We start from the raw sequence: 20,712 nt of genomic DNA on the forward strand, positions 1-20,712 counted from the left end.
GGGCTGTTCTGCTGCCTTCTACTCCATCACGTTACCTTCCGCCGGGATTGGAGTCTGCTTCAATAGGTTCGCGAAATGGTAGAGGTTGTACGCCATGACACGACCGTTCTTTCTCGTGAAGGCGTTGTCGCGGCCGGCATCGATGTATGAGTCGCCCGGACCGGCCTCACCGACCCAATACGTGTCGACGTTCGGCGGGACAGTGAAGCCGATATGGGATAGCCCGTACAAGATGGACGCACAGGCATGTTTCGCCCCGTCCTCGTTCCCTGTCACGACGACACCGCCGACTTTGTTGTAATAGATGGCCTGGCCTTTATCGTTCGTTAAGGCGCTTCCTCCGTATAGCCGCTCGATGACTTGCGTCGCGACGCTGCTCTTCTCACCTAGCCAAAGTGGTGTCCCGATGATGAGGATGTCGGCGGCCTTCACTTTCTCGAAGATTTGCGGCCACTCGTCCCCGTCCCCTTCATCTTCCGTCACTCCGAACGCGACGTTGTAGTCGACGACACGGACAATCTCCGAGTCGACCCCGAGTTTGTCGAAGTGTGGAATGATATCTTTCATGAGCCCTTCCGTGTGCGAGGTCGTGCCCTCGCCTTTCAACGAACAGTTCAAGAATAAGGCTTTCATCGAATCCCTCCTTAGATGATTAACAGTTAGGTGTTCCCGGTGAGTAGGAAGCTTAATCTTGTCGACATGCCTGCCTTCACATGGGAAAATTAGGATAAACTAGCTGTAGGAGGCTTTGCTAATGACACGCTTCATCCATATTGCCGATTTACATCATGCAAGACATACTGGGAACGCCATCACCGCCGAACGGACGAGTTTTGACATTCAAGCCGATAAGCTCGCCCAGCTAGCGGAAGTCATTCGCCGAGAAAACATCAAGGCGGTGCTCATCGCTGGTGACATCGAAGTGAGCGACCCGGAAGATTTCGTCCCGTATTTGAAGACGTGGACCGCCCTCGGTGCATCCGTCTATTTGGTATACGGGGACCATGACATCAATCGGCTCGCTTACGACGACTGTTGGCGTCAGATTGAGCACGTGCATAGTTTCCTTCGACCCGGTTATGTCTTCGATGAAGCGCTCGGTGCCGCGATTTATGGGCTCAGCTGTGAGACGAACCAGACCGGGTTGAAAGAGGATGTCGCAAGGACGCCGATGCGAGACGACCTGTACCCGAATATCTTCCTCGGTCACGGGGACCGACAACGGTTCCCCGCATCTGTCGTCGCCCGGCTCGGGTTCAGCTATTACGCTCTCGGTCATCATCATCGCTATGAGGTCACTCGACGTGGCGGTGCCGACCTCGTCTATCCCGGTCATGTCTTCTCGGTGTGGGACGGATGCGGCAAGGCGTGGCCGACCGGCTATGTCATCGGGGAGGTCACTCCTTCAGGGATCACACACGAGTTTCGACCATTCACAGGTCCAGAGACGCGACGGCTCAGTTTCAATCCGTTCATCCGGGACGGGTCATGCATCTTGCTCACACGCGACAATCTCGAAGGCTCGTCGGAACAATGGATTGCAGAGGACGAAACGGTGTTACGCGAGCTCGTCCGCTCCACGTTAGCCGACTATCCTGATGATTATTTCGTCACACCGAGCCAATCGACAGGTTTTCCGACGCGCCGGCTGTCGATGACCGGACGAACATTGCTGGAAGACGATGAACGATTCGAGGAATTTTTCGCCCGCAGTTTTAAGGCGACGAAGACGACCCAATAAAAATGACCCCCGATGTAGACATCGGGGGTCATTTTACAAACGTATGTTCGTTTTATGGTACAGGGCAAACAAGCGCCTATATATTCGCTTTTTCTATTCTTAGCGTAGCAAATCCCGCAATATAAGTCTATTCTTTCTCGGTCCAACTCCCTACAGTAGAGATAGACTCTTGAAAGGAGCACAACGATGGAATCATACCGCTGGGACCTCAATCTGAAGGTCCGCTTGTTCGGTGAAGGCCTGTTCAATCTGTTGTTTTGGATGTACTTCCCGTTCATCACCGTCTATTTCGCCCAGACGCTCGGCGTCGAGCTGGCCGGTCTGCTCATGGCCGTGCCACCGCTGTTCCTGTTGATCGGCAGTTTGATCGGCGGTTCGCTCGCGGACGAGATCGGACGCCGTCCCGTCATGCTCGTCGGGACGTTCGCGCAAGGGGTCTTATTCCTCGCGTTCGCCTTCTCGACGAACGCCTACGTCGACTATGTCACCTATATCGGCATCGGTTTCATGGGCGCGATCTATAAACCGGCCAGCTCGGCCATGGTCGCCGACCTCGTGCCAACCGAACATTTACGCGACGTGTTCGCGACGTTCATGGCGTCGAACAATATCGGCGCCGTGCTCGGTCCGATCCTTGGGGCGGTCCTCTTCTTCGAGCATCGCCAAGCGCTCCTATTAGGCTGTGCCTTCGTCCTGTTCGGATACGGAGTGCTGCTCGCGGCGCTCACCCGTGAGACACGGCCGGGCTCACCTGAGAAGACGGTCGCCAAAACATTCCGCACCCAAGGGCGTTCGTATGCGATGATTTTGCGCGATCCGTTGTTCCGCCTCTATTTGATTGCCGGCATATTCGCCCTGATCCCCATCATGCAACTCGACGTGTATGTACCGGTCTATTTGATCGAACAGGCCCCGGCCACGTTCGACGTCTCGAACACGATCCTGTTCGGCTGGCTCGTCGCCTATAACGGGCTCTTGTTCGTCGTCTTCATCATTCCTGTCACGCGCGTGTTCCGAGCGTGGGACGAACGACGTGTCTTCCTGTTGTCGACGTTCCTCGCCGGCTTCGGGACGTTCCTCGTCGCCTTCTCGTCGAACATCTGGTATTTGCTCGTCGTCACGACCGTGTTCACGTTCGGCGAATTGATCCGCTCTCCGGTCAGCCAGAGTTTCGTCAGCCGCTATGCCCCGGAGGCGTCACGCGGACAATACCTCGCAGCCGATACGCTCCAAAACACGATCGGCAAGTTCCTCGCGCCGGTGACGGTGCTCGCCTCGGGCTTCGTGTCCCCGATTGCCGTCTTCACACTCATCTTGCTGTCCGCGCTCATCGGGATGGGACTTTATGCAAACATGTTTACTCGGCTTACAAAAGAAGACGAATGACCGTAGTCATCCGTCTTCCACTAATCCGATTTTCTCGTCTGTTTCTCCTAAAACAAAAAAGACCAGCTTTTCAGCTGGCCCTCCCTTAGTCTTTAATCAATTGTTCAGCTTTCTCGACCTTTTCTTTATCGTGCTTCAGTTGCTTCTCGATATCGTACGCCATATACATGTCATGTTTAATCATATACTCGGCGATTTCTGCATGGTCTTCAATCGCTTGATTCAACTGATTGACGAGTACTTTTCGTACTTCAGGCGTGGCCGTCTCTGTGACCGCGACGGCATAGGCCCGTACGACCGATTTTGCCGTGACGAGTAAGTCTGTCGCGATCAGCTCGTCTCGTTGTTTACTGGCGCGCTTCAAATTCTCTGTGATCCCCATAGAACAACCTCCTTCTCATTGACGATCTGGCAGTAATTCTTTCAGTTCTTTAATGGCTTTCTCCGTGTGGGAGAGGTGGTTTTGCGCGATTGATTTTAGCTGGTCATCTTTGATGAGCGGTTCGCTGACGTACCCCTTTACGAGCGCCGCTTGCTTCATCGTCAATACCTCATGAATCTCCAAAATCTCGTGAATTGCTAGTTTTTTCTCTGCCATTTTGATTCTCCTTCATTCATCGAGTAGACGGTCGCGCATCGGCACGCGCTTCTCCTCGTTTATGCTTCAACAACCACATGTGGAACACGTACTCCACCACCGCCGTCGCAATCGCGGTCACGAGCGCCATGAGCGCGAAGTTCGAGTCTGCGGCCAAATCGAAATCCAAGAGCCACACGAAGAACCACGTGATTGACACTCCCACGGCTAAAGCCGCAAGCTCACCCTTCGGGATGAGTGGGATTCTGAAGTGCTTGTGCGAGCGCAGTCCATTTCTGTTTTGCTCAAACCTTCAGATGAGGGTGTGCCATCACCCCTCCTGAGACAGACCATATAGGTTCTCAGGCTGATTGACTATTACCATCAACCACAGGTGCGTATCGGATGTTCATCGCACCGACTAAATCTCGATGTTTCTTGAATCCGCATTTACAGACATAAGTTCGGTCTTTCACTTTATTCCGGCTTCCGCAAGAAGGACACGTCTGAGATGTGTACGCAGGGTTCACATATTCGACCTTGATTCCTTCCAACTTCGCCTTGTACTCGATAAATAGTGCCAAGCGATAGAACGACCATGTATGCAGATTCTTATTGTTTTTACGGCTTGTTCTTGCCGTCTGTCGGATGTTCGCCAATTTCTCGAGGCGAATGACAGAAATGTTGTTCTCTTTTGCGAAATCGACAATATCACGGCTAACCTTGTGATCTTTGTCTTTCATCCAACGCTGTTCTTTGTTGTTCAGCTTTTTGATTGCGTTCAGCTTCTTCTTTTGACCGAGCTCTTTTCGTTTTGCTCGAAACTTGCGTTTCATATACTTGTTCTCGCGCCCGTTTCCGAAGAATCGCACCTTGTCACGATCGGTCGATGCAACCGCTGGTACTTTTAAACCTAGATCCACACCTAGAACCTTAGAGCCGGTCTTCTCAGTAGTAAGGATTGTGACGGCAATCTGAGCAATCCACTTATTTGATTTCTTCGTGATACGAAGTGCACCCAGCCTGTTGTTCAAGAGCGAAAAGTTACGGTTGTGTTTATCGACCATTTCTGCTTTGATTGGCGTTTTCTTTGCCTTTCCATCCACCATGATCGGAAGAAAGATCGACTCAAAATCGAACGAATAGTTCTGGTTGTTCCATGTGCAATAAGGTTTTTTCAAAATAGGCACGACTTTATATTTCGATTTCTTCGCCTTTTTAAATACACTCTGTGCGTCTTTAATAGCCTGGTTCTTAACGGCGCTAGGCAAGGGCGAGGAGACACTCTTACTCGTTAGTTTGAGTGTCGCCTGGGCTTCCACCATGTCAGAGACAAGTCGGTTGGCCGTCTCAATGTATGTGGTCATCATCTTTTTCAAGACAGCTTCCTGTTTTTTTGTCGGCTTCAGTTTAATGTTGACTGTCAGCGTTTGAGACACAGTGTCACCCCCTCGTTTTTTGTTGTTCGACATAGCGTTTGATTGTTTCGCTCGATACGTTCCCGGCAGTAGAGACGAAGTAGGAACGCGTCCAGAGGCTCGGCAAATGTTGGAGGTGAGGAAACTCCTCTCTTAACTTTTTAGATGTCACTCCCTTGATTTTTGCCATGATGTCGGCAGGGCTAAGTGTCGGCAGGGCATTAAGAAACATATGTGTATGATCTTTATCGCATTCCAAAGCTATCATATTGATATTCAAATCTTCACATATTTCAGATACAAGCTCCTTGAAACGTACTTCTACATCATTACGAAGGAATATCTTCCTTCTGTATCGAGGGCAAAATACGAAATGATAGTTGATTAGAGAAACAGTAGTATGGGTTTTTCTATAGTTGTTTTCCATAACATCATTGTATCAGTTAAACTAATTGATTGAAACAAAACCTTTCGGATACATGAAGTGTCAAAACCGGCGGTTTATTACTGACGCTCCGTATCCGACATAGCTTTCATCCCACCCCTAAAGGAGTGGGCTTTCTCGCTATGAAGTTCTGTAAAAACACGAGACCGAAGTCTGCGACCGTTGCCGGGATGTTCCCGAACTTGCGTAAGATGAGCATGTCCCCAAGAAAGTACGCAATCGTCCCCACTGCGATGGCGATCCACGCCGCGTGATACCAAGGAATCGTGAAGCCAAGCGTCAAGACGAGGATGAACACGACGATTAACGTCGGCATCTTGATTCCTAGTGCTTTCCCATGATTCACTTGCATCATCGTCCCCTCCTTCCCCTTTTCCGAAGCTTTTTTCCGTTTCGTACAGTCACATGTTCCCGGGACGAATCGCCGTAAACAAAAGAATTTCGTTTCTTTATCGGACAAAAACATTATTGTTGACGTACCGTAACAGAAAACGTGAAATAGTGAGTCTTAATCTATCATTTTAGAAGGTTCGACTGGCTCGACATTTTGACTCCATGATTTTCCACACTAATTTACAGTTGCATGACAAAAAGACGAGGCGCCTGCATGCGCCTCGTCTCGACTTATTTTCGTGGTAAGTTCTTGACGGCCGGCCCTTCGATGACCTCACCGTTCGGTTTGAATCGGGAGCCATGACACGGACAGTCCCACGACCGCTCGGCCTGATTCCAGTTCACGGTACAGCCCATATGTGTACAGGCCGACCCGACGAGCGTCACGTTGCCGTCGACGTCGCGGTAAGCGGCGACATGTTCCCCGTCGTGGTCGACAATCGCTCCTTCGTCGAACCCGAGCTCATCGAGTGATTTCTCAGCCGGTTTCACTTTTCCTTTAATCAATTCTTTCGCGACGTCCGCGTTCGTCTTCACGAACCGGGCCGCGTCCGATAGCTTCCACTTCGAACGGGACGGGTCGTACAAGTCCTCATACCGGTTTCGCCGCTGCATAATCAAGTCGGTGATGACGCGCGCCGCGATGATGCCCTGGCTCATCCCCCACTTCGAGAAGCCGGTCGCCACGAAAACGTGCGGCGTGTCGTCCGTCATGCGGCCGATGTATGGGACCTTATCGAGCGTAATCAAGTCCTGCGCCGACCAATGGTGCGTGAACGACTCGAGCCCGAAGTGGCGATGGGCGAATTCCCCGAGGTTCTCGTAGCACTTGAACGTCTCCTTCTCATGCCCGCTCAAATGGTTCTCCCCACCGAACATCGCCATCTTCTGCCCGTTGTCGAGCTTGACGTGGCGGAGCGACCGATGCGGCGAGTCGACACTGATGAACATCCCTTCCGGAAACTGAGCACTCGGGATTTCGGCCGAGACGACGTACGACCGTTCGACTTCCATCTTCGAGAAGTAGAACCCTTTGAAGTCGTTGAACGGGTAATGCGTCGCGACGACGACGTCTTTCGCCGTGACCGTATGACCGGCCTCGGTCGTCAGGCGGTTCGGCGACCCGTACTCGATCCCCGTCACCCGCGTCATCTCGTAAAACGTTCCCCCGAGCTCGAGAAATCGTTTCATGAGCCCTTGTAAGTATTTGACCGGATGGAACTGGAGCTGGTCGTGCATGACCGTCGCCTTCTTCACGGTATATGGCAAGAGCTCGTTCACCTCGTCCGTCGCGTCGCCCCCGTCAATCCCGAGCGTCGCGTACGCCTCATCCTCCTTCTCGAGCAGCTTGGCCGCACTGCTTGACGAATCGGCGTACATGTAGGCGTGTTGCCGCTCGAGGTCACAGTCGATCCCGAGCGACTCGACTTGGCCTTCGAGAAACTGGAGCGCCTCGATGTTGGCGTCATAGTAGAGGCGCGCCTTCTCTTCCCCGAGCGTCTTGATGAGCTCGGCGTAGATGACCCCGTGCTGGGCCGACACTTTCGCCGTCGTATAGCCGGTCGTGCCGGTGCCGAACCGTGCCGCCTCAATCAAGACGACCTGCTTGCCTTGTTCCGCGAGCTCGAGCGCCGCGACGACCCCGACGATCCCGGCCCCGACGACGGCGACTTCGGCCGTGACGTCTTGATGGACCGACGTGGTCGGGTCGTCCTTGGCGGCGTCGCGCCAAAACGACGATGGAAAATCTTTTAACATACACGTTCCCTCCTTTGAGCGAGTTCCCTTAGTGAATGCGATGCATGGTTGAAATACCCGTCCTCTTCCAATCAGAAACAAAAAAGAGGCCCCGCCTCAGGCCTCCTTCTTCGTCGGAATCGTGATGTCGTCGAACTGCGCGTCGCGGCAGAGCGTGATCGCCTGCATCGCGAGCGTGTAATCCTCTTCGGTCAGTGAGATGAGTTCGGTCGGGAGCACCCATTCCTTGTTGTTGTACAAGTGGATGACGAGCTTGACGAGGGTAAGCGCCTCCTTGTCGAACGTGTTGTCATCGATGATCGTCCCGGTGCGGATTTGCCCTTTCTCGAGCTCGACGTACGGCAACAAGATGTCTTGCACTTGTTTGTTCCCGGCGATCAAATACAGGGCCGCGAAGTATTGTCGGCTCGTCTGGCCAGGGTCGTCGAGCCGTCGCGCGAGGCGCTTGAACGTCTCGAAATGGTCGGGCGTCAAAAATTCTAAGTTATGCATGGCAATTTCCTCTCTCGTCTCTACTCCGCTTTCTTCCATAGTCTATTGATTCCACCATTCGGTAAGCCCTAATCCATTTTCAAGCACATTTACATAGGAAAACACCCGGACCGAATCCATCGGCCCAGGTGTCGCAAATGACTCGTCAGACGAGCTCACGCGTCTGTTCGTTCTCGCTCTCTGACGCCCGGCTCTTCGCGTCGAACTCGGCTTTCGTCATGACGTCCTCGACGTGCATGTTCACCTCGACGACTTCAAGGCCCGTCATCTCGCTCATCGCCTTCTTAATTTTCACAACCGCTTCATTGAAGACGCCCGGGATGTTCTTGCCGTATTCGACGATGACACGGAGGTCGAGCGCGACTTGACGTTCGCCGACCTCGGCGTCAATCCCTTTCGTGATGTCCTCGGTGCTGCGGAACCGGTCCGTGAGGCCGCTCATGAAGCCACCGCTCATCGAGAGGATGCCTTGCACTTCGTTCGTCGCGAGCCCGGCGATCTTCTTGATAACCTGCTCCTCGAACGTCAACTTGTTTTGACGGACTGCCTGTTCTTGATTTACGTTCACATTTTCGTTTGCCATGTTAAAAATCTCCTTTTTTCTGATGTTTGGTTTGACCGATTGGTAAGGTGCGTGTTAGTTCCGGGTGAAGAATGCCACCCACTCTTCCATATGAAGCGCCCCGTCACGCCATTTCCCGATTAAGAAACCGATGAGCGTGAGCGTCACGACGAGAAGTGTCGGACCGAAGCCGATCGTGAGGAAGAGCACCGCAATGAGTAGGCCGATACCCGCTCCGATGAGCCGGAACCGGTACGGCATGAGCATCGTTTTTGTATCCATTCCAGAGCCTCCTTATACGACCCGCTCGGACGTCTTGCGCAACGTGTCGTGAATGTTCAGTGACACATCGGCCACCGGCACTTCCATGAGGGATTCGATGCGCGCTTTGACGTGCGATTGAATCTCTTTTCCGAGTGTCGGCAACTTCTCCCGATTGAACACCGCGCAATCGATATGGACGCGCACGTGCTCCCGTTTCGAGTCGATGTCGACGTTAACGTTCGGTGAGCGCAGCCCTTGGAACTGCTTGAGCGACTCGTACACCGTCTTCTCGATCGTATCCTTCGACACGGTGATGCGGCCTTCGTTCGTCTGAATCGTATACCGTCTCGGTTTTGATTTTGCGGCCAACCCTGTCATGAGCATGAGCAGGAAGATGACGGCGAGGAATATCCCAATCGCGAGAATCGTATAGATATACCAGTCTTGGTTTTGCCATTGATCTGTATACGTTTGAATTTGTGGGACGTCATAGACGCCGAGCAATAGAATCGCCACACTCAGTAGCCCGATGACGCCCGTTAAGACCAAGAGGGCTCGATTGAATCCATTCATAAGCTAATCCCCTTCTTTTCGTATCATGCATGTGCGACGTCTGTTTCTCGTCGCGTTTACCAACCGGTAGTTGCAGTGATTCCCGTTCATACGAACTTAAAACATTTCGATGTGTAAAATATTTTTTTGTTGCGATAGTTGAGATTCCGACTTTCAAAAAAGTTGATGTTATGCCATTTCTTTTTCTATAGAAGCAACGGCCGCAAACTATCATAATCAGGATGTGAAATAAAATTTCTCGAAACAGATTGACAAGTTTGGAGTTTTTTTACGTGGGTAAAATCTGTCCATGGCCAAAGCGGACCATACATTTTCACGAGAATGGAGACAAAGAAAATCATGGAAAACAGAAGAAACGCACGATTCAGTCAGTATTTGCGTCCGGAGGCGGACGCGGCAGGGAGAAACGTATCTTGGGGATCGATTCTCGCCGGGGTGGTCACCTTTTTCGCACTTCTTTTAACGTTTAGCTTCATCGGCTCAGCGATCGGTTTCGGGGTGACGGACGTCACGTCGGACAATCCGTTCGATGGCGTCGGCACCGGATTGATCATTTGGGGTATTTTAACGCTTATCCTCTCGTTATTCGCGGCAGGCTTCGTATCCGGCGTGACGTCGGCACGGACGGGGCTCATCCACGGCTTCTTGACGTGGGCGACGAGCGTCATCTTGCTCTTCTCGCTCCTCACGTTCACGACGATCAACACGTTCCAGACGGTCGGCTCGGTGCTCGGGACGGTCGGCAGCGCAGCCGGCAGCGGCATCAGCACGGTCGCAAGCGGCGCCTCGGATGCGGTCACGAACGGCTTCTCGGCGATCTCGGATAACGTCACGGACGTAGACACGGAAGAACTCCAAGGCAACGTCGAAGAGATTTTACGTGACACGGACATTGAAGAGTTGCAGCCGGAATACTTGCAAGGCCAACTCGACGCAGCCCGTGAAGACGCGACCGAAGCCGGGAAACAAGTGTTGACGAACCCGGAAAACTTTGACCAAATCGTCGCCGACCTCGGTGACAAGTTGACAGAACGCGCCGAGACGATTGAACAGTCGGTCGACGAGCAAGAGATCGCCGACGCGGTCGCGCAAAACACGGACTTGACGCAAGCCGAGGCCGAAGAAGCGACACAGAACATCGTCGACGGATTGAACCAAGCGACGACGCAAGCGAGTGAACAGATTCAAAACGCGCAACAGACGCTTCAAGAGACGTCACAACAGTTAGAGACGCAAATTGAAGAGTTGCGTGTCCAGACAGAACAAGCGACAGAGACGGCTTCGAAAGTTTCCATCTGGAGCTTCGTCGCCCTCATCTTGACGATGATTTTGACATCGATCGCCGGCATCGTTGGCTCGAGCACGGCACGCCGTGACGACACGGTCAACCGTTAATCAAAAGAAGCTGTCCTTCTCGTGATGAGAGGGACAGCTTTTGTCGTTACATAGGAATAAAGATGCGCGTCGTCACATCCGTCTGAGCGAGATTGATTCACGCATTCGTTTGAGCGCCTCGTGCCCCGCTTCCCCGCGGCGAATCATGACGATCGTGTAGATGGCGTCGATGAGGCTCAGTTCGGCGATTCTTGAGGCGAGTGCCTCAGAACGGAACTCCGTCTCTTGCGACACCGTGTAGAGCGATACGTCGGCGAGCTTTGAGAGCGGCGACTTGGCGTAGTTCGTGATGGCGATAATTGGGACGTGCCCGCTCAACACGTTCACGACATCGAGCGTCTCTTTCGAGGCGCCGGAGTGCGAGATGACGACGGCGACGTCGTCTTTCGTCATCTGCGACGCGGACATGAGCTGCATGTGCGCCTCGAGATTCGCCGTGACGTGGAGGCCGCTCCGGACGAACTTGTGATAGGCGTCTAGGGCGATGACAGCCGAGCCCCCGCTGCCGAAGAACTCGATGCGACGGGCCGAAAGCAACAAGTCGACGGCCCGTTCAAGCGCAGCCACTTCGAGGATTTGCCGGGTCGCCTCGATCGTCCGCACGTTCGTCGTGAAAATCTTCTCGGCGATCTCGAGCGACGTGTCGTCCCGCGCGATGTCTTCGTGGATGTCTTGCATCGGTGCGACGACGTCGGCGGCGAGGGCGATTTTCAACGCCTGATAGCCTTTGAAGCCGATCCGTTGGCAGAAACGAAAGACGGTCGACTCGGCGACGTCCAAGTCGTCGGCGAGCTGGTTGATGGTATGGTGGATGACCGTCTCCGGATGTTTCAAAATATAGTCGGCGATACGCTGTTCTTTCTTCCCCAACGTCGAGTACGCACCGCGAATACGGGCGAGGCCGTTCGTGGTCTCCATAGGTCGTCTCCCCTTTCTGCTTCAACGATACCGTGTCGAAAAAAATTCCGCAATGACCGAATCGAGTTCGGACGTTCTTCAGTGTGCTAAAGCATTGACCTGCCTTATAAAACGTTCCTTTAACATCAAGATGATTATGCTACGCTAGGGAAGCACTTTTTTGAATTTCTGACACATATTGTTCAATTTTCCCGATTATCTATAGAAAGGGCTGGTCCCCATCGAACACCATCTACATCACACGTACAGTCTTCCGCTCGTCATCCTCTCAATCGCCGTCGCCATCTTCGCCGCTTGTGTCGCCCTCGACATCAGCAGCCGCTTGAAATACGCCGAACACGTCTCACGCCTCCGGTGGATCAGCGCCGGGGCCGTAAGTCTCGGCCTCGGCATATGGGCGATGCATTTCATCGGGATGCTGGCGTTCCACGTCGATACCGCCGTGACCTATCATCTCGGCATCGTCATCGCCTCCATCATCCCGGCCATCGTCTCGTGCGGCTTCGCCTTCTATATCATCAGCCAGCAGACAGCCGGATTCCGCGACCTCTTCGTCGGTGCCGTTTTCATCAGCATCGGCATCATCTCGATGCATTACGTCGGCATGGAAGCGATGCAGATGGGCGCGACGATCTCGTTCGACCCACTCATGTGGGCACTCTCGGCCCTCGTCGCTTTCGTCGCCTCGCTCGTCGGCCTATACCTGTTGTTCTCGCTCCCGGACGTCTCGCGCTTCCATTGGCGGAAAATCGTGAGCGCCGTCTTAATCGGCTTCGCCGTCTCGGGCATGCACTATATCGGGATGTCGGCCGCCGTGTTCACCCCCGTCGCCTCCCCTGAGCCGCTCACCGGCTTCTCGATGGACAGCAACCTGCTCGCCTATTGGATTAGCGGGAGCGTCATGACACTGTTCTTATTGTTGTTACTTTCCGTCAAAAACGAGAAGCAGCTCGAGCTGCAATCAAAAGAGTCGGAGACGAAGTTCCAATCCGTCATCGAGTCGGCGACCGACGCCATCATCGTCGCCGATGCCGAGCGCAACATCGTCCAGTGGAACCATGGGGCCGAGAAGCTGTTCGGCTATCGCGCCTCGGAGGCGATCGATGCGTCGATCACGATCATCATCCCGGAACGATTCCGTGACGCCCACGAGGCCGGGATGAAGCGCTACAATGCGACCCGTGAGGCGAACGTCATCGGGCGTACGGTCGAGCTCGTCGGCCTCCGAAAGGACGGTTCCGAGTTCCCAATCGAGATGTCGCTCGGCACATGGGACACGGAGAAAGGGCTATTCTTCAGTAGCATCATCCGGGACATCAGTGAACGGAAACAAGTCGAGTCGCGCATCAACGACCTCGTCTACTTGGACACGCTGACAGGCCTACCGAACCGTCGCCTCTTTAACGACCGGCTCGATGCACTCCTATCTCAAGACGACGTGACGTTCTCATTGTTTTACATCGACCTCGACAACTTCAAAGTCATCAACGACCGCTTCGGCCACTCGCTCGGCGACGTGTTCTTGCGTCAAGTGACGGACCGGCTCCTGTCGACGATCGGCAAGACGGACACGCTCGCCCGGCTCGGCGGTGACGAGTTCATCATCTTGGCACCGAGCACCGGCAGCAATTTCGCCGCCCACCGTGCCCAACACATCACGAACGCGCTCAATCAACCGTTCACGCTCGAAGGGGAAGAAGTGTTCACGAGCATGTCGGTCGGCATCTCGCTCTATCCCTCGGACGGCCAGACGGCCGACGACTTGTTGAAGAACGCCGACATCGCCATGTATCGAGCGAAAGAGGACGGCAAGAACGGCTTCCAATTCTTCACCGAAGAGATGAACGAGCTCGTCGCCTGAAAGTCGCGCCTGGCGATGGCGCTCCGAAAAGGCATCAGCCGCGGTGAGTTCAGCGTCTACTATCAGCCACAAGTGAACCTCGCGACCGAGGAACTGATTGGCGTCGAGGCGCTCGTACGCTGGACGCATCCTGAGATCGGGATCATCTCACCCGGTGAATTCATCCCAATCGCCGAGGAGACGGGCAGTATCCACCGTCTCGGCGAGTTCGTCTTGAACGAGGCGTGCCGCCAGAACAAGGCGTGGCAAGACGCGGGCGTCGACCCGTTCCGCGTCGCCGTCAACATCTCGGCGCTCCAGTTCGCCCAAAAGGATTTGCCGCTCATCGTCGAGCGCGCGCTCGAGTCGTCCGGCCTCGAACCTGAATATTTGGAGCTCGAACTGACCGAGACGGTCATCCAGAGCGCGAAGAGTGCCATCGAGACGATGCAGGCGCTCGTCGAACTTGGCGTACATCTGTCGATTGACGACTTCGGCACCGGCTACTCGTCGCTCAGTTATTTGAAGCTGTTCCCGATCGATACGCTGAAGATTGACCAGCACTTCACGAAAAACATCGAGACCGACGCCAAAGACGCCGCCCTTGTCAAGACGATCATCCGGATGGCGCACGAGCTCGGGCTGAACGTCATCGCCGAAGGGGTCGAGACGAAAGCGCAGGCCGAGTTCTTGAAGGCCGAGGACTGCAATCAAGCGCAAGGCTATTACTACAACAAGCCGATGCCGGCCGAGGAACTCGATTCGTTCCTGTATCGGTATAAGAAAAGTGTGTGACACGAAACGCGCCCGGAGACGGGTGCGTCTTTTGTATGGAAATCGAAATTAATTTCATTTTTAATATTTTTTCGAATTATTTTCGATATGATGAGACCGAGATGAAATAAAATTCGATTTTAGAGGTGACGATATGGAAATCGGTTTGATTGGATTGGGCAAGATGGGATACAACTTGGCATTGAACTTGAGCGACCACGGCCATCGCGTCGTCGGGACGGACGCAGGACAGGTCGAGGCGACCGATGCGTTCGAGATCGTGTCGACGCTCGAAGACGTCGTCAACGGGCTCGCTGCAACGCGCGTCGTCTGGACGATGGTACCGGCCGGAGACATCACCGAGGCCGTGCTCGCGGAACTCTTCGATAAACTAGAGCCGGGTGACATCGTCATCGACGGCGGCAACTCGAACTACAAGCTGTCGGTCGCACGGGCCGAGCAGTTCGCCGAAAAAGGCATCTCGTTCTTCGACTGCGGGACGAGCGGTGGCACGGAGGGTGCGCGACACGGGGCCTGCACGATGGTCGGCGGCGACGCGGACGCGTGGCCCGTGATCGAGCCGATCTTCAAGGACTTGTCGGTCAAGAACGGATACTTGTACACGGGGCCGGCCGGTAGCGGTCACTTCTTGAAGATGATTCATAACGGCATCGAGTACGGCATGATGCAGGCGATCGCCGAAGGGTTCGACATCTTAGAGAAGAGCCCGTTCGACTACGACTACGAGCAAGTCGCCCGTGTCTGGAACCACGGCTCGGTCGTGCGCTCATGGCTCATGGAGCTGACGGAGAACGCGTTCCATAAAGATGCGAAGCTCGACGAGATTAAAGGCGTCATGCATTCGTCCGGTGAAGGGAAATGGACGGTCGAGACGGCGCTCGATTTGCAAGCGGCCGCACCGGTCATCGCCCTCTCGCTCATGATGCGCTACCGCTCGCTCGAGGACGACACGTTCACGGGGAAAGTCGTCGCGGCGCTCCGGAACGAGTTCGGCGGCCACGCCGTCGTCAAAAAATAATGCGTGGAAAAGGTCAGGGGGATGGCCTTTTTCTTTGTCAGAAACTGTAAACGGTTACATATTTCATTAAAGGGGGAACACCTTATGTCAGGCTCTACACTCATTTTGATTGCCGTCGCCGGCATCTTCACGCTCTTATTCTTAGTCATGCGGACGAAGCTCCACGCCTTCGTCTCACTCTTACTCGTCAGTCTGATCGTCGGTGTCGCCGCCGGCATGCCGCTCGGTGACGTCATCGCGTCCGTCCAGAACGGGATGGGCGGGACGCTCGGCTTCGTCGCCGTCGCCAACTTGATTGGTGCCGAGCTCGGTTGGGTCATCTTGTTCGGGATTTTAGCCGGTATCCCGTCGATGATTTTAGCGGGACCGATTTTCGGGAAGTATATCGCCAAGAAGATTCACGTCAACATCCCGGACTATATGGAGTTCGAGGAAGTCGACACGTCGAAAGAGTTACCGAGCTTCAAGATGATTCTCTCGCTCATCTCGATCCCGCTCGTGTTGATTCTCGCGAACACGTTGTCTGCCGTCTTGCTCGAGGAAGGCAACGTCATCCGCACGTTCTTCACATTCATGGGACATCCGTTCGTCGCCTTGACGATTGCGACGCTCCTCACGTTCATCTTCCTCGGCACACGCCGTGGCTATACGCGTGACGAGGTCCAAGAGATTGCGACGAAAGCGCTCGAGCCGGCCGGGATTATCATCCTCGTCACGGGTGCCGGTGGTGTGTTCAAGCAAGTGTTGATCGATTCAGGCGTCGGTGACGTGCTCGGTGAGATGATGGCCGGGTCACCGCTGCCGGCGATCGTCCTCGCCTTCTTGATCGCGACGGTCGTCCGTGTCGCCCAAGGATCGGCCACCGTCTCGATGGTCACGGCGGCAGGACTCATCACGCCGCTCCTCGAACTTCAAAATATCACGGGGGCCGCGCTCGGCCTCATCGTCATCGCGATCGCCTCTGGTGCGACCGTCTTGTCTCACGTGAACGACTCCGGGTTCTGGCTCGTCAACCGCTACTTCGGTCTCGACGTGAAAGACACGCTCAAGTCGTGGACCGTGATGGAAACGATTATCGGATTGACCGGCTTCGCGGTCGTCTTCTTGATTAGCCTATTTATCATTTAAGTTAGGAAGTGATGTGTGTGTATACGATTGGTGTCGATATCGGGACGACGAGTACGAAGGCCGTCCTGTTCCATAATCAGCAACAACTCGCGGTACATAACGTGCTGTACCCGCTCCTCACCCCGGACACGGAGACGGCCGAGCAAGACCCGGTCGTCATCTACGGGGCCGTGCTCGAGGCGATTTCCGCCGTCCGCGCCAAAGCCGACGGTCCCGTCCGCTTCGCCTCATTCAGTTCGGCGATGCATAGCTTGATCGCACTCGACGCGTTCGGGCGCCCGCTCACCCACAGCATCACCTGGGCCGACAGCCGGGCCAACCCGTATACGCAAGAGATCAAACGCGAGTTCGATGCGAGCGCGCTCCATATGCGCACCGGCACACCGGTCCATCCGATGGCGCCACTGTCGAAACTGCGTTGGCTGAAAGCGGAACATCCGGACGTGGTCGACCAGGCGGCCAAGTTCGTCTCAATCAAGGAGTACGTCTTCTATCGCCTGACCGGTCGTTTCGTCATCGACCATTCGATCGCCTCGGCGACAGGGTTGTTTAATTTGAAGAACTGCGACTGGGATGCGGAGGCGCTCGACATCGCCGGGGTCACGCCGGAACAACTGTCCGAACTCGTGCCGACGACGGAGATTGTAACGCTGAAATCGGATGTTGTTGAGACGCTCGGCTGGGACTTCCCGCTCGTCATCGGGGCGAGCGACGGGGTGTTGTCAAACCTCGGTGTCGGGGCGTTCGAACCAGGCGTCGTCGCCGTCACGATCGGGACGAGTGGCGCCATCCGTACGGTCGTCCGCGAGCCGGTCGAGGATCCGAAAGGACGTATCTTCTGTTATGCTTTGACCGACAAGCATTGGGTCATCGGCGGACCGGTCAATAACGGCGGCATCATCTTGCGCTGGCTCCGCGACGAGTTCGCGGCGAGCGAAGTCGAGACGGCGAAACGGCTCGGCATGGACGCCTATGACGTGTTGACGCGCATCGCCGAGACGGTCAAGCCGGGCTCGGACGGCCTGTTGTTCCACCCGTACTTGATGGGTGAACGGGCGCCGCTCTGGGACTCGAACGCACGTGGTTCGTTCTTCGGCTTGAGCATCCACCATAAGCGCGAGCACTTCATCCGCTCAGTGCTCGAAGGTGTCATCTTCAACTTATATACGGTCATGCTCGCGCTCGACGAATTGACGGGTGCGCCGAACCGGATTCACGCGACGGGCGGCTTTGCCCAGTCGAGCCTATGGCGCCAAATGATGGCCGACATTTTCGATACGCCGGTCGTCGTTCCGGAGAGCCATGAAAGCTCGTGCCTCGGTGCCGTCATGCTCGGCGAGTATGCGTTCGGCGACATCGACGACTTCACGGCCGTGCCGCAAGTGACGCATGAACATAAGCCGAACATGGAGGCGACGACCGTTTACCGGGAGTTGCTGCCGATTTACATCCGCTTGTCGCGACACCTCGCGGAAGAATACGAGGCCATCTCAGATTTTCAGCGGAAGCATGTATAAGACAAGCCGAGTCCTTCAAGAGCTCGGCTTTTTGATGGGTTCAGTTGGAGGTGCTAGAATCTATTCATCGTCAGAGTACAATCATTTGCTGAATAACTAGAATTTTTAAAGGATATTTTATTACATATATGGAAAATATAGAAATAGTTGAAGTTGTCGTAGTTTATCTCAGAACCATTTATTTTCATAATACGGTAAAGAGAAAGGGGTATTTAGGTGGCCATTGCGATTGGATATATCATTGCAGGTATAGGTGCATTTATGGCTTATTGGTTTAGTACGGGAGAGTCGAGAAAGACAAAACTTAAAATATGGGGTATTGCTCTGATGCTTCCCATTTCACCCGCTTTAGCTTTTTCGATCGGACTCTCCTATGCAATCAGTGTCGAAAATGCTTGGGCTGGATTAATCATGTGGCTTATCTTCCCCTTTATTTTCTTCATCGGACTCACTCTATTGTTACTCGGCATTTTCAAAAAAGAAAAAGAAATCGTTTGAGTGATGTAGACAAAGTATCTTTCAATCTTACAAGATATAAATGCGATTGAAGGGAGGAAAGAAATTGAATAAAGCGTTTTTAATTATCATTAACATCGTCACTGGATTAGTCGTTACCGCGATCACTATTTTCGCTCTTGGAATAAGTGGCATGGCAGAAGGGTCTCAACCCGCGTCTAGCTACTACTGGTTGCTGCTATTCGGGGTATGGTTTATTGGTTTAGTCATGCAGTTGAAACAGGCAACTAGAGTCATCGGTTTAGTCGTTACCTTTCTTCCAATCCTCTACTTTGTATCCCGTTTTGCATTTGAATTTTTATAACTTTTGGTCTGTCACCATAACGTGGAATTACTCAAACGTTACGGTAACGGATCATTTTTTATGCCTTCTCATATGTCACCATGACGAACTGTCCCGACGCGCGTTGGCTCGTCAGTTTCAACTTCTTCTCTTTCGTGCCTTCCGGGAAGAGGGAAATCCCTTCGCCTAATACGACCGGGGCGATGGCGATCTCATAGCTGTCGATCAAGTCATGCGCCATCGCGGCCTTGATGATTTCGCCTCCACCGACGAGCCAAATGTCTCCGTCGATGTCTTGCTTCAATCGTTCGATGAGCTGTTCGATCGGCTCGTCCGTGAACGTGACGTGCTCGGCTTCCCGGTCCGGACTCCGCGTCAAAATGTAGTTCGGGATGTTCGCGTACGGGTAATGGTTGTCCTCGAGCCGGAGCACTTCCTCGTACGTCTTACGCCCCATGATAACGGCACCGACCGTTTGGAAGAAGTCGGCGTAGCCGTTGTCCCCTTGCCCAACGACTTCGAACAACCAATCGAGTTGGTCGTTCGTGCGGGCGATTTTTCCGTCCAAACTTGTCGCGATATATAAGACGACGTTTGACATGGTGAATTCCTCCTTGATTCGTGATACATTCAGCTTACTCAATCAACACGACAAAACTTGACGGGAATTGATGAGATGAAAAAACGACATCTGCACTTGATTCGATTGTTGAACCGGGGAAGCCGGTTTACGGCGGATGAACTCGCCCATGAGACCGGCGCTTCGATTCGAACGATTCAGCGCGACATGCTGACGCTCGAGGAACTCGGCTATCCGATTTGGAGCGTCCCTGGAACGGGTGGCGGTTATGAAATGTTGCCGAATCGGCTCTTGCCCCCGCTCCAGCTCCGGGAACAAGAAGCGGTCGCGCTCTACCTCACCCTCAAATGGATGGAACAGATTCCGGACGTGCCATTCGGGGACATGCGGGACACGCTGTCTGACTGGTACGTAAACGATTTGCCCCACGACCTCGAGACGAAAATTGCTCGGCTCGAGAAGAACATCCTCTGGCTCGGGAACAGGACCGTCCCGTCGGCGCCGTTCACAAAAGACGTTTTTCAAGCGGTCGAGCAACGGCGGAATATCGAGATGACATACGCGACGACGAAAGGATCACGCACGTTCACCGTCGCTCCGGTCGGGATGGCGCTTTTCGATTTGAAATGGTACGTGTACGGCCTCTCGGAGTACGGACTGCGTCAATATCGGATTGACCGGATTGAAGCGATGCGTCTACTCGATGAGACGTTCGAAGCGGACGATTTGGAGACGCTCCTCAAGACAAGTGACGAACGCCTCGGGGTGACCGTCCGACTCGAGCTCACCCCGCTCGGCCGTCGTTTACTTGAAGACGTATTACCCGATATCAAGCAGCGGAATGAGTGGAACGTGCCAGAAGCTGAGCTTCCGTTTTTGTCGCGGCAATTGCTCGCGGCTGGGGCGGAAGTCGAAGTCGTCGAGCCGATTGAACTACGGGAGATGATGCGGGATTACACCGGAAGGTTGTGGGAAATGTATCAATAAAAAATGGACTCATACCGTGATATGATATGCTCCCCAATAGGTAGACAGATGAAATAACAAATCTGTTTATTCTTATCGGGGAGTGTTTTTTATGGCGAGAAGTCGGCATTCGATTGAACAAAAACC

The 20,712-nt window shown here is 53.9% G+C and carries 25 protein-coding genes; 11 read left to right on the top strand and 14 right to left on the bottom strand.

Translation table 11 applies throughout. The features are described from left to right. Positions 1–18: 18 nt before the first annotated feature. Positions 19–633 carry a flavodoxin family protein gene (locus RT52_RS14260; protein WP_034818049.1) on the bottom strand — a complete coding sequence of 205 codons (615 nt, stop codon included), beginning with the start codon at positions 631–633 and terminating at the stop codon, positions 19–21. 121 nt (positions 634–754) lie between these two features. Here RT52_RS14260 and RT52_RS14265 point away from each other — a divergent pair, with 121 nt between their 5' ends. Continuing rightward, positions 755–1,741 (top strand): metallophosphoesterase family protein, encoded by a 987-nt coding sequence (locus RT52_RS14265; RefSeq protein WP_034818050.1) that lies wholly within the window; start codon positions 755–757, stop codon positions 1,739–1,741. A 186-nt stretch (positions 1,742–1,927) separates the two neighbouring features. Continuing rightward, the gene (locus RT52_RS14270; RefSeq protein WP_034818051.1) at positions 1,928–3,127 is read left to right on the top strand and encodes an MDR family MFS transporter; all 1,200 of its coding nucleotides are present in this window, start codon (positions 1,928–1,930) and stop codon (positions 3,125–3,127) included. Between the two features lie 85 nt (positions 3,128–3,212). Here the strand turns inward: RT52_RS14270 and RT52_RS14275 are convergent, their stop codons facing one another. From RT52_RS14275 to amaP, 11 genes are all read right to left on the bottom strand, one after another. Next, positions 3,213–3,509, bottom strand: a complete 297-nt coding sequence (locus RT52_RS14275) for a spore coat protein (RefSeq protein ID WP_051690382.1) — start codon at positions 3,507–3,509, stop codon at positions 3,213–3,215. Positions 3,510–3,524: 15 nt separating this feature from the next. Then, positions 3,525–3,725: a hypothetical protein gene (locus RT52_RS14280; protein ID WP_034818052.1), complete on the bottom strand. Its 201-nt coding sequence runs from the start codon at positions 3,723–3,725 to the stop codon at positions 3,525–3,527. A 16-nt stretch (positions 3,726–3,741) separates the two neighbouring features. Further along, positions 3,742–3,993 (bottom strand): DUF2512 family protein, encoded by a 252-nt coding sequence (locus RT52_RS14285; protein WP_081852729.1) that lies wholly within the window; start codon positions 3,991–3,993, stop codon positions 3,742–3,744. Positions 3,994–4,066: 73 nt separating this feature from the next. Beyond that, on the bottom strand, positions 4,067–5,143 hold the full coding sequence (locus RT52_RS14290) for an RNA-guided endonuclease InsQ/TnpB family protein (protein WP_034809097.1): 1,077 nt from the start codon (positions 5,141–5,143) through the stop codon (positions 4,067–4,069). Between the two features lie 4 nt (positions 5,144–5,147). Next, a complete protein-coding gene (gene tnpA / locus RT52_RS16260; RefSeq protein WP_024371868.1) occupies positions 5,148–5,549 on the bottom strand; it encodes an IS200/IS605 family transposase in 402 nt (133 codons plus the stop codon). A gap of 106 nt (positions 5,550–5,655) precedes the next feature. After that, the gene (locus RT52_RS14300; protein WP_051690383.1) at positions 5,656–5,919 is read right to left on the bottom strand and encodes a DUF2512 family protein; all 264 of its coding nucleotides are present in this window, start codon (positions 5,917–5,919) and stop codon (positions 5,656–5,658) included. Positions 5,920–6,191: 272 nt separating this feature from the next. Beyond that, on the bottom strand, positions 6,192–7,718 hold the full coding sequence (locus RT52_RS14305) for an FAD-dependent oxidoreductase (RefSeq protein WP_034818054.1): 1,527 nt from the start codon (positions 7,716–7,718) through the stop codon (positions 6,192–6,194). A gap of 96 nt (positions 7,719–7,814) precedes the next feature. Further along, the gene (locus tag RT52_RS14310; protein WP_034818055.1) at positions 7,815–8,210 is read right to left on the bottom strand and encodes a hypothetical protein; all 396 of its coding nucleotides are present in this window, start codon (positions 8,208–8,210) and stop codon (positions 7,815–7,817) included. A 145-nt stretch (positions 8,211–8,355) separates the two neighbouring features. Beyond that, positions 8,356–8,793 carry an Asp23/Gls24 family envelope stress response protein gene (locus RT52_RS14315; protein WP_034818056.1) on the bottom strand — a complete coding sequence of 146 codons (438 nt, stop codon included), beginning with the start codon at positions 8,791–8,793 and terminating at the stop codon, positions 8,356–8,358. Between the two features lie 54 nt (positions 8,794–8,847). Continuing rightward, entirely contained in the window at positions 8,848–9,054 is a 207-nt protein-coding gene (locus tag RT52_RS14320) for a DUF2273 domain-containing protein (RefSeq protein WP_034818057.1), read from the bottom strand. Positions 9,055–9,066: 12 nt separating this feature from the next. After that, on the bottom strand, positions 9,067–9,609 hold the full coding sequence (amaP, locus tag RT52_RS14325; RefSeq protein ID WP_034818058.1) for an alkaline shock response membrane anchor protein AmaP: 543 nt from the start codon (positions 9,607–9,609) through the stop codon (positions 9,067–9,069). 339 nt (positions 9,610–9,948) lie between these two features. Here amaP and RT52_RS14330 point away from each other — a divergent pair, with 339 nt between their 5' ends. Next, the gene (locus RT52_RS14330) at positions 9,949–11,004 is read left to right on the top strand and encodes a hypothetical protein (protein ID WP_034818059.1); all 1,056 of its coding nucleotides are present in this window, start codon (positions 9,949–9,951) and stop codon (positions 11,002–11,004) included. A 72-nt stretch (positions 11,005–11,076) separates the two neighbouring features. On the opposite strand, the gene RT52_RS14335 is transcribed toward RT52_RS14330, so the two are convergent. Then, positions 11,077–11,922, bottom strand: coding sequence for a MurR/RpiR family transcriptional regulator (locus RT52_RS14335; RefSeq protein WP_034818060.1), 846 nt, complete (start codon positions 11,920–11,922; stop codon positions 11,077–11,079). Positions 11,923–12,244: 322 nt separating this feature from the next. On the opposite strand from RT52_RS14335, the gene RT52_RS16840 reads away from it, so the two are divergent. From RT52_RS16840 to RT52_RS14365, 7 genes are all read left to right on the top strand, one after another. Beyond that, a complete protein-coding gene (locus tag RT52_RS16840; RefSeq protein WP_245175560.1) occupies positions 12,245–13,783 on the top strand; it encodes a diguanylate cyclase domain-containing protein in 1,539 nt (512 codons plus the stop codon). 15 nt (positions 13,784–13,798) lie between these two features. Beyond that, positions 13,799–14,557 (top strand): putative bifunctional diguanylate cyclase/phosphodiesterase, encoded by a 759-nt coding sequence (locus RT52_RS16845; protein WP_245175561.1) that lies wholly within the window; start codon positions 13,799–13,801, stop codon positions 14,555–14,557. Between the two features lie 133 nt (positions 14,558–14,690). Beyond that, entirely contained in the window at positions 14,691–15,575 is an 885-nt protein-coding gene (gene gnd, locus RT52_RS14345; protein WP_034818061.1) for a phosphogluconate dehydrogenase (NAD(+)-dependent, decarboxylating), read from the top strand. 84 nt (positions 15,576–15,659) lie between these two features. Beyond that, on the top strand, positions 15,660–16,703 hold the full coding sequence (locus RT52_RS14350) for a GntT/GntP/DsdX family permease (RefSeq protein ID WP_034818062.1): 1,044 nt from the start codon (positions 15,660–15,662) through the stop codon (positions 16,701–16,703). 11 nt (positions 16,704–16,714) lie between these two features. Then, positions 16,715–18,220: a gluconokinase gene (gene gntK, locus RT52_RS14355; RefSeq protein ID WP_209325650.1), complete on the top strand. Its 1,506-nt coding sequence runs from the start codon at positions 16,715–16,717 to the stop codon at positions 18,218–18,220. A 216-nt stretch (positions 18,221–18,436) separates the two neighbouring features. Next, on the top strand, positions 18,437–18,718 hold the full coding sequence (locus tag RT52_RS14360) for a hypothetical protein (protein ID WP_034818064.1): 282 nt from the start codon (positions 18,437–18,439) through the stop codon (positions 18,716–18,718). A gap of 64 nt (positions 18,719–18,782) precedes the next feature. Beyond that, positions 18,783–19,040, top strand: a complete 258-nt coding sequence (locus RT52_RS14365) for a hypothetical protein (protein WP_034818065.1) — start codon at positions 18,783–18,785, stop codon at positions 19,038–19,040. A gap of 58 nt (positions 19,041–19,098) precedes the next feature. Here RT52_RS14365 and RT52_RS14370 read toward each other — a convergent pair whose 3' ends face one another. Further along, positions 19,099–19,620, bottom strand: coding sequence for a dihydrofolate reductase family protein (locus tag RT52_RS14370; RefSeq protein WP_034818066.1), 522 nt, complete (start codon positions 19,618–19,620; stop codon positions 19,099–19,101). Positions 19,621–19,695: 75 nt separating this feature from the next. Here RT52_RS14370 and RT52_RS14375 point away from each other — a divergent pair, with 75 nt between their 5' ends. Further along, positions 19,696–20,586, top strand: a complete 891-nt coding sequence (locus tag RT52_RS14375) for a helix-turn-helix transcriptional regulator (protein WP_034818067.1) — start codon at positions 19,696–19,698, stop codon at positions 20,584–20,586. The last annotated feature ends 126 nt before the right edge of the window (positions 20,587–20,712 follow it).

Source organism: Exiguobacterium alkaliphilum 12/1 (genome assembly GCF_000714435.1).
Lineage (GTDB): Bacteria > Bacillota > Bacilli > Exiguobacteriales > Exiguobacteriaceae > Exiguobacterium > Exiguobacterium alkaliphilum.

Bases quoted from the DNA above. Each gene is read 5' to 3' on its own strand.
- RT52_RS14260 (WP_034818049.1), bottom strand. From the start codon at position 633: ATGAAAGCCTTATTCTTGAACTGTTCGTTGAAAGGCGAGGGCACGACC.
- RT52_RS14265 (WP_034818050.1), top strand. From the start codon at position 755: ATGACACGCTTCATCCATATTGCCGATTTACATCATGCAAGACATACT.
- RT52_RS14270 (WP_034818051.1), top strand. From the start codon at position 1,928: ATGGAATCATACCGCTGGGACCTCAATCTGAAGGTCCGCTTGTTCGGT.
- RT52_RS14275 (WP_051690382.1), bottom strand. From the start codon at position 3,509: ATGGGGATCACAGAGAATTTGAAGCGCGCCAGTAAACAACGAGACGAG.
- RT52_RS14280 (WP_034818052.1), bottom strand. From the start codon at position 3,725: ATGGCAGAGAAAAAACTAGCAATTCACGAGATTTTGGAGATTCATGAG.
- tnpA (WP_024371868.1), bottom strand. From the start codon at position 5,549: ATGGAAAACAACTATAGAAAAACCCATACTACTGTTTCTCTAATCAAC.
- RT52_RS14300 (WP_051690383.1), bottom strand. From the start codon at position 5,919: ATGCAAGTGAATCATGGGAAAGCACTAGGAATCAAGATGCCGACGTTA.
- RT52_RS14305 (WP_034818054.1), bottom strand. From the start codon at position 7,718: ATGTTAAAAGATTTTCCATCGTCGTTTTGGCGCGACGCCGCCAAGGAC.
- RT52_RS14310 (WP_034818055.1), bottom strand. From the start codon at position 8,210: ATGCATAACTTAGAATTTTTGACGCCCGACCATTTCGAGACGTTCAAG.
- RT52_RS14315 (WP_034818056.1), bottom strand. From the start codon at position 8,793: ATGGCAAACGAAAATGTGAACGTAAATCAAGAACAGGCAGTCCGTCAA.
- RT52_RS14320 (WP_034818057.1), bottom strand. From the start codon at position 9,054: ATGGATACAAAAACGATGCTCATGCCGTACCGGTTCCGGCTCATCGGA.
- amaP (WP_034818058.1), bottom strand. From the start codon at position 9,609: ATGAATGGATTCAATCGAGCCCTCTTGGTCTTAACGGGCGTCATCGGG.
- RT52_RS14330 (WP_034818059.1), top strand. From the start codon at position 9,949: ATGGAAAACAGAAGAAACGCACGATTCAGTCAGTATTTGCGTCCGGAG.
- RT52_RS14335 (WP_034818060.1), bottom strand. From the start codon at position 11,922: ATGGAGACCACGAACGGCCTCGCCCGTATTCGCGGTGCGTACTCGACG.
- RT52_RS16845 (WP_245175561.1), top strand. From the start codon at position 13,799: ATGGCGCTCCGAAAAGGCATCAGCCGCGGTGAGTTCAGCGTCTACTAT.
- gnd (WP_034818061.1), top strand. From the start codon at position 14,691: ATGGAAATCGGTTTGATTGGATTGGGCAAGATGGGATACAACTTGGCA.
- RT52_RS14350 (WP_034818062.1), top strand. From the start codon at position 15,660: ATGTCAGGCTCTACACTCATTTTGATTGCCGTCGCCGGCATCTTCACG.
- gntK (WP_209325650.1), top strand. From the start codon at position 16,715: ATGTGTGTGTATACGATTGGTGTCGATATCGGGACGACGAGTACGAAG.
- RT52_RS14370 (WP_034818066.1), bottom strand. From the start codon at position 19,620: ATGTCAAACGTCGTCTTATATATCGCGACAAGTTTGGACGGAAAAATC.
- RT52_RS14375 (WP_034818067.1), top strand. From the start codon at position 19,696: ATGAAAAAACGACATCTGCACTTGATTCGATTGTTGAACCGGGGAAGC.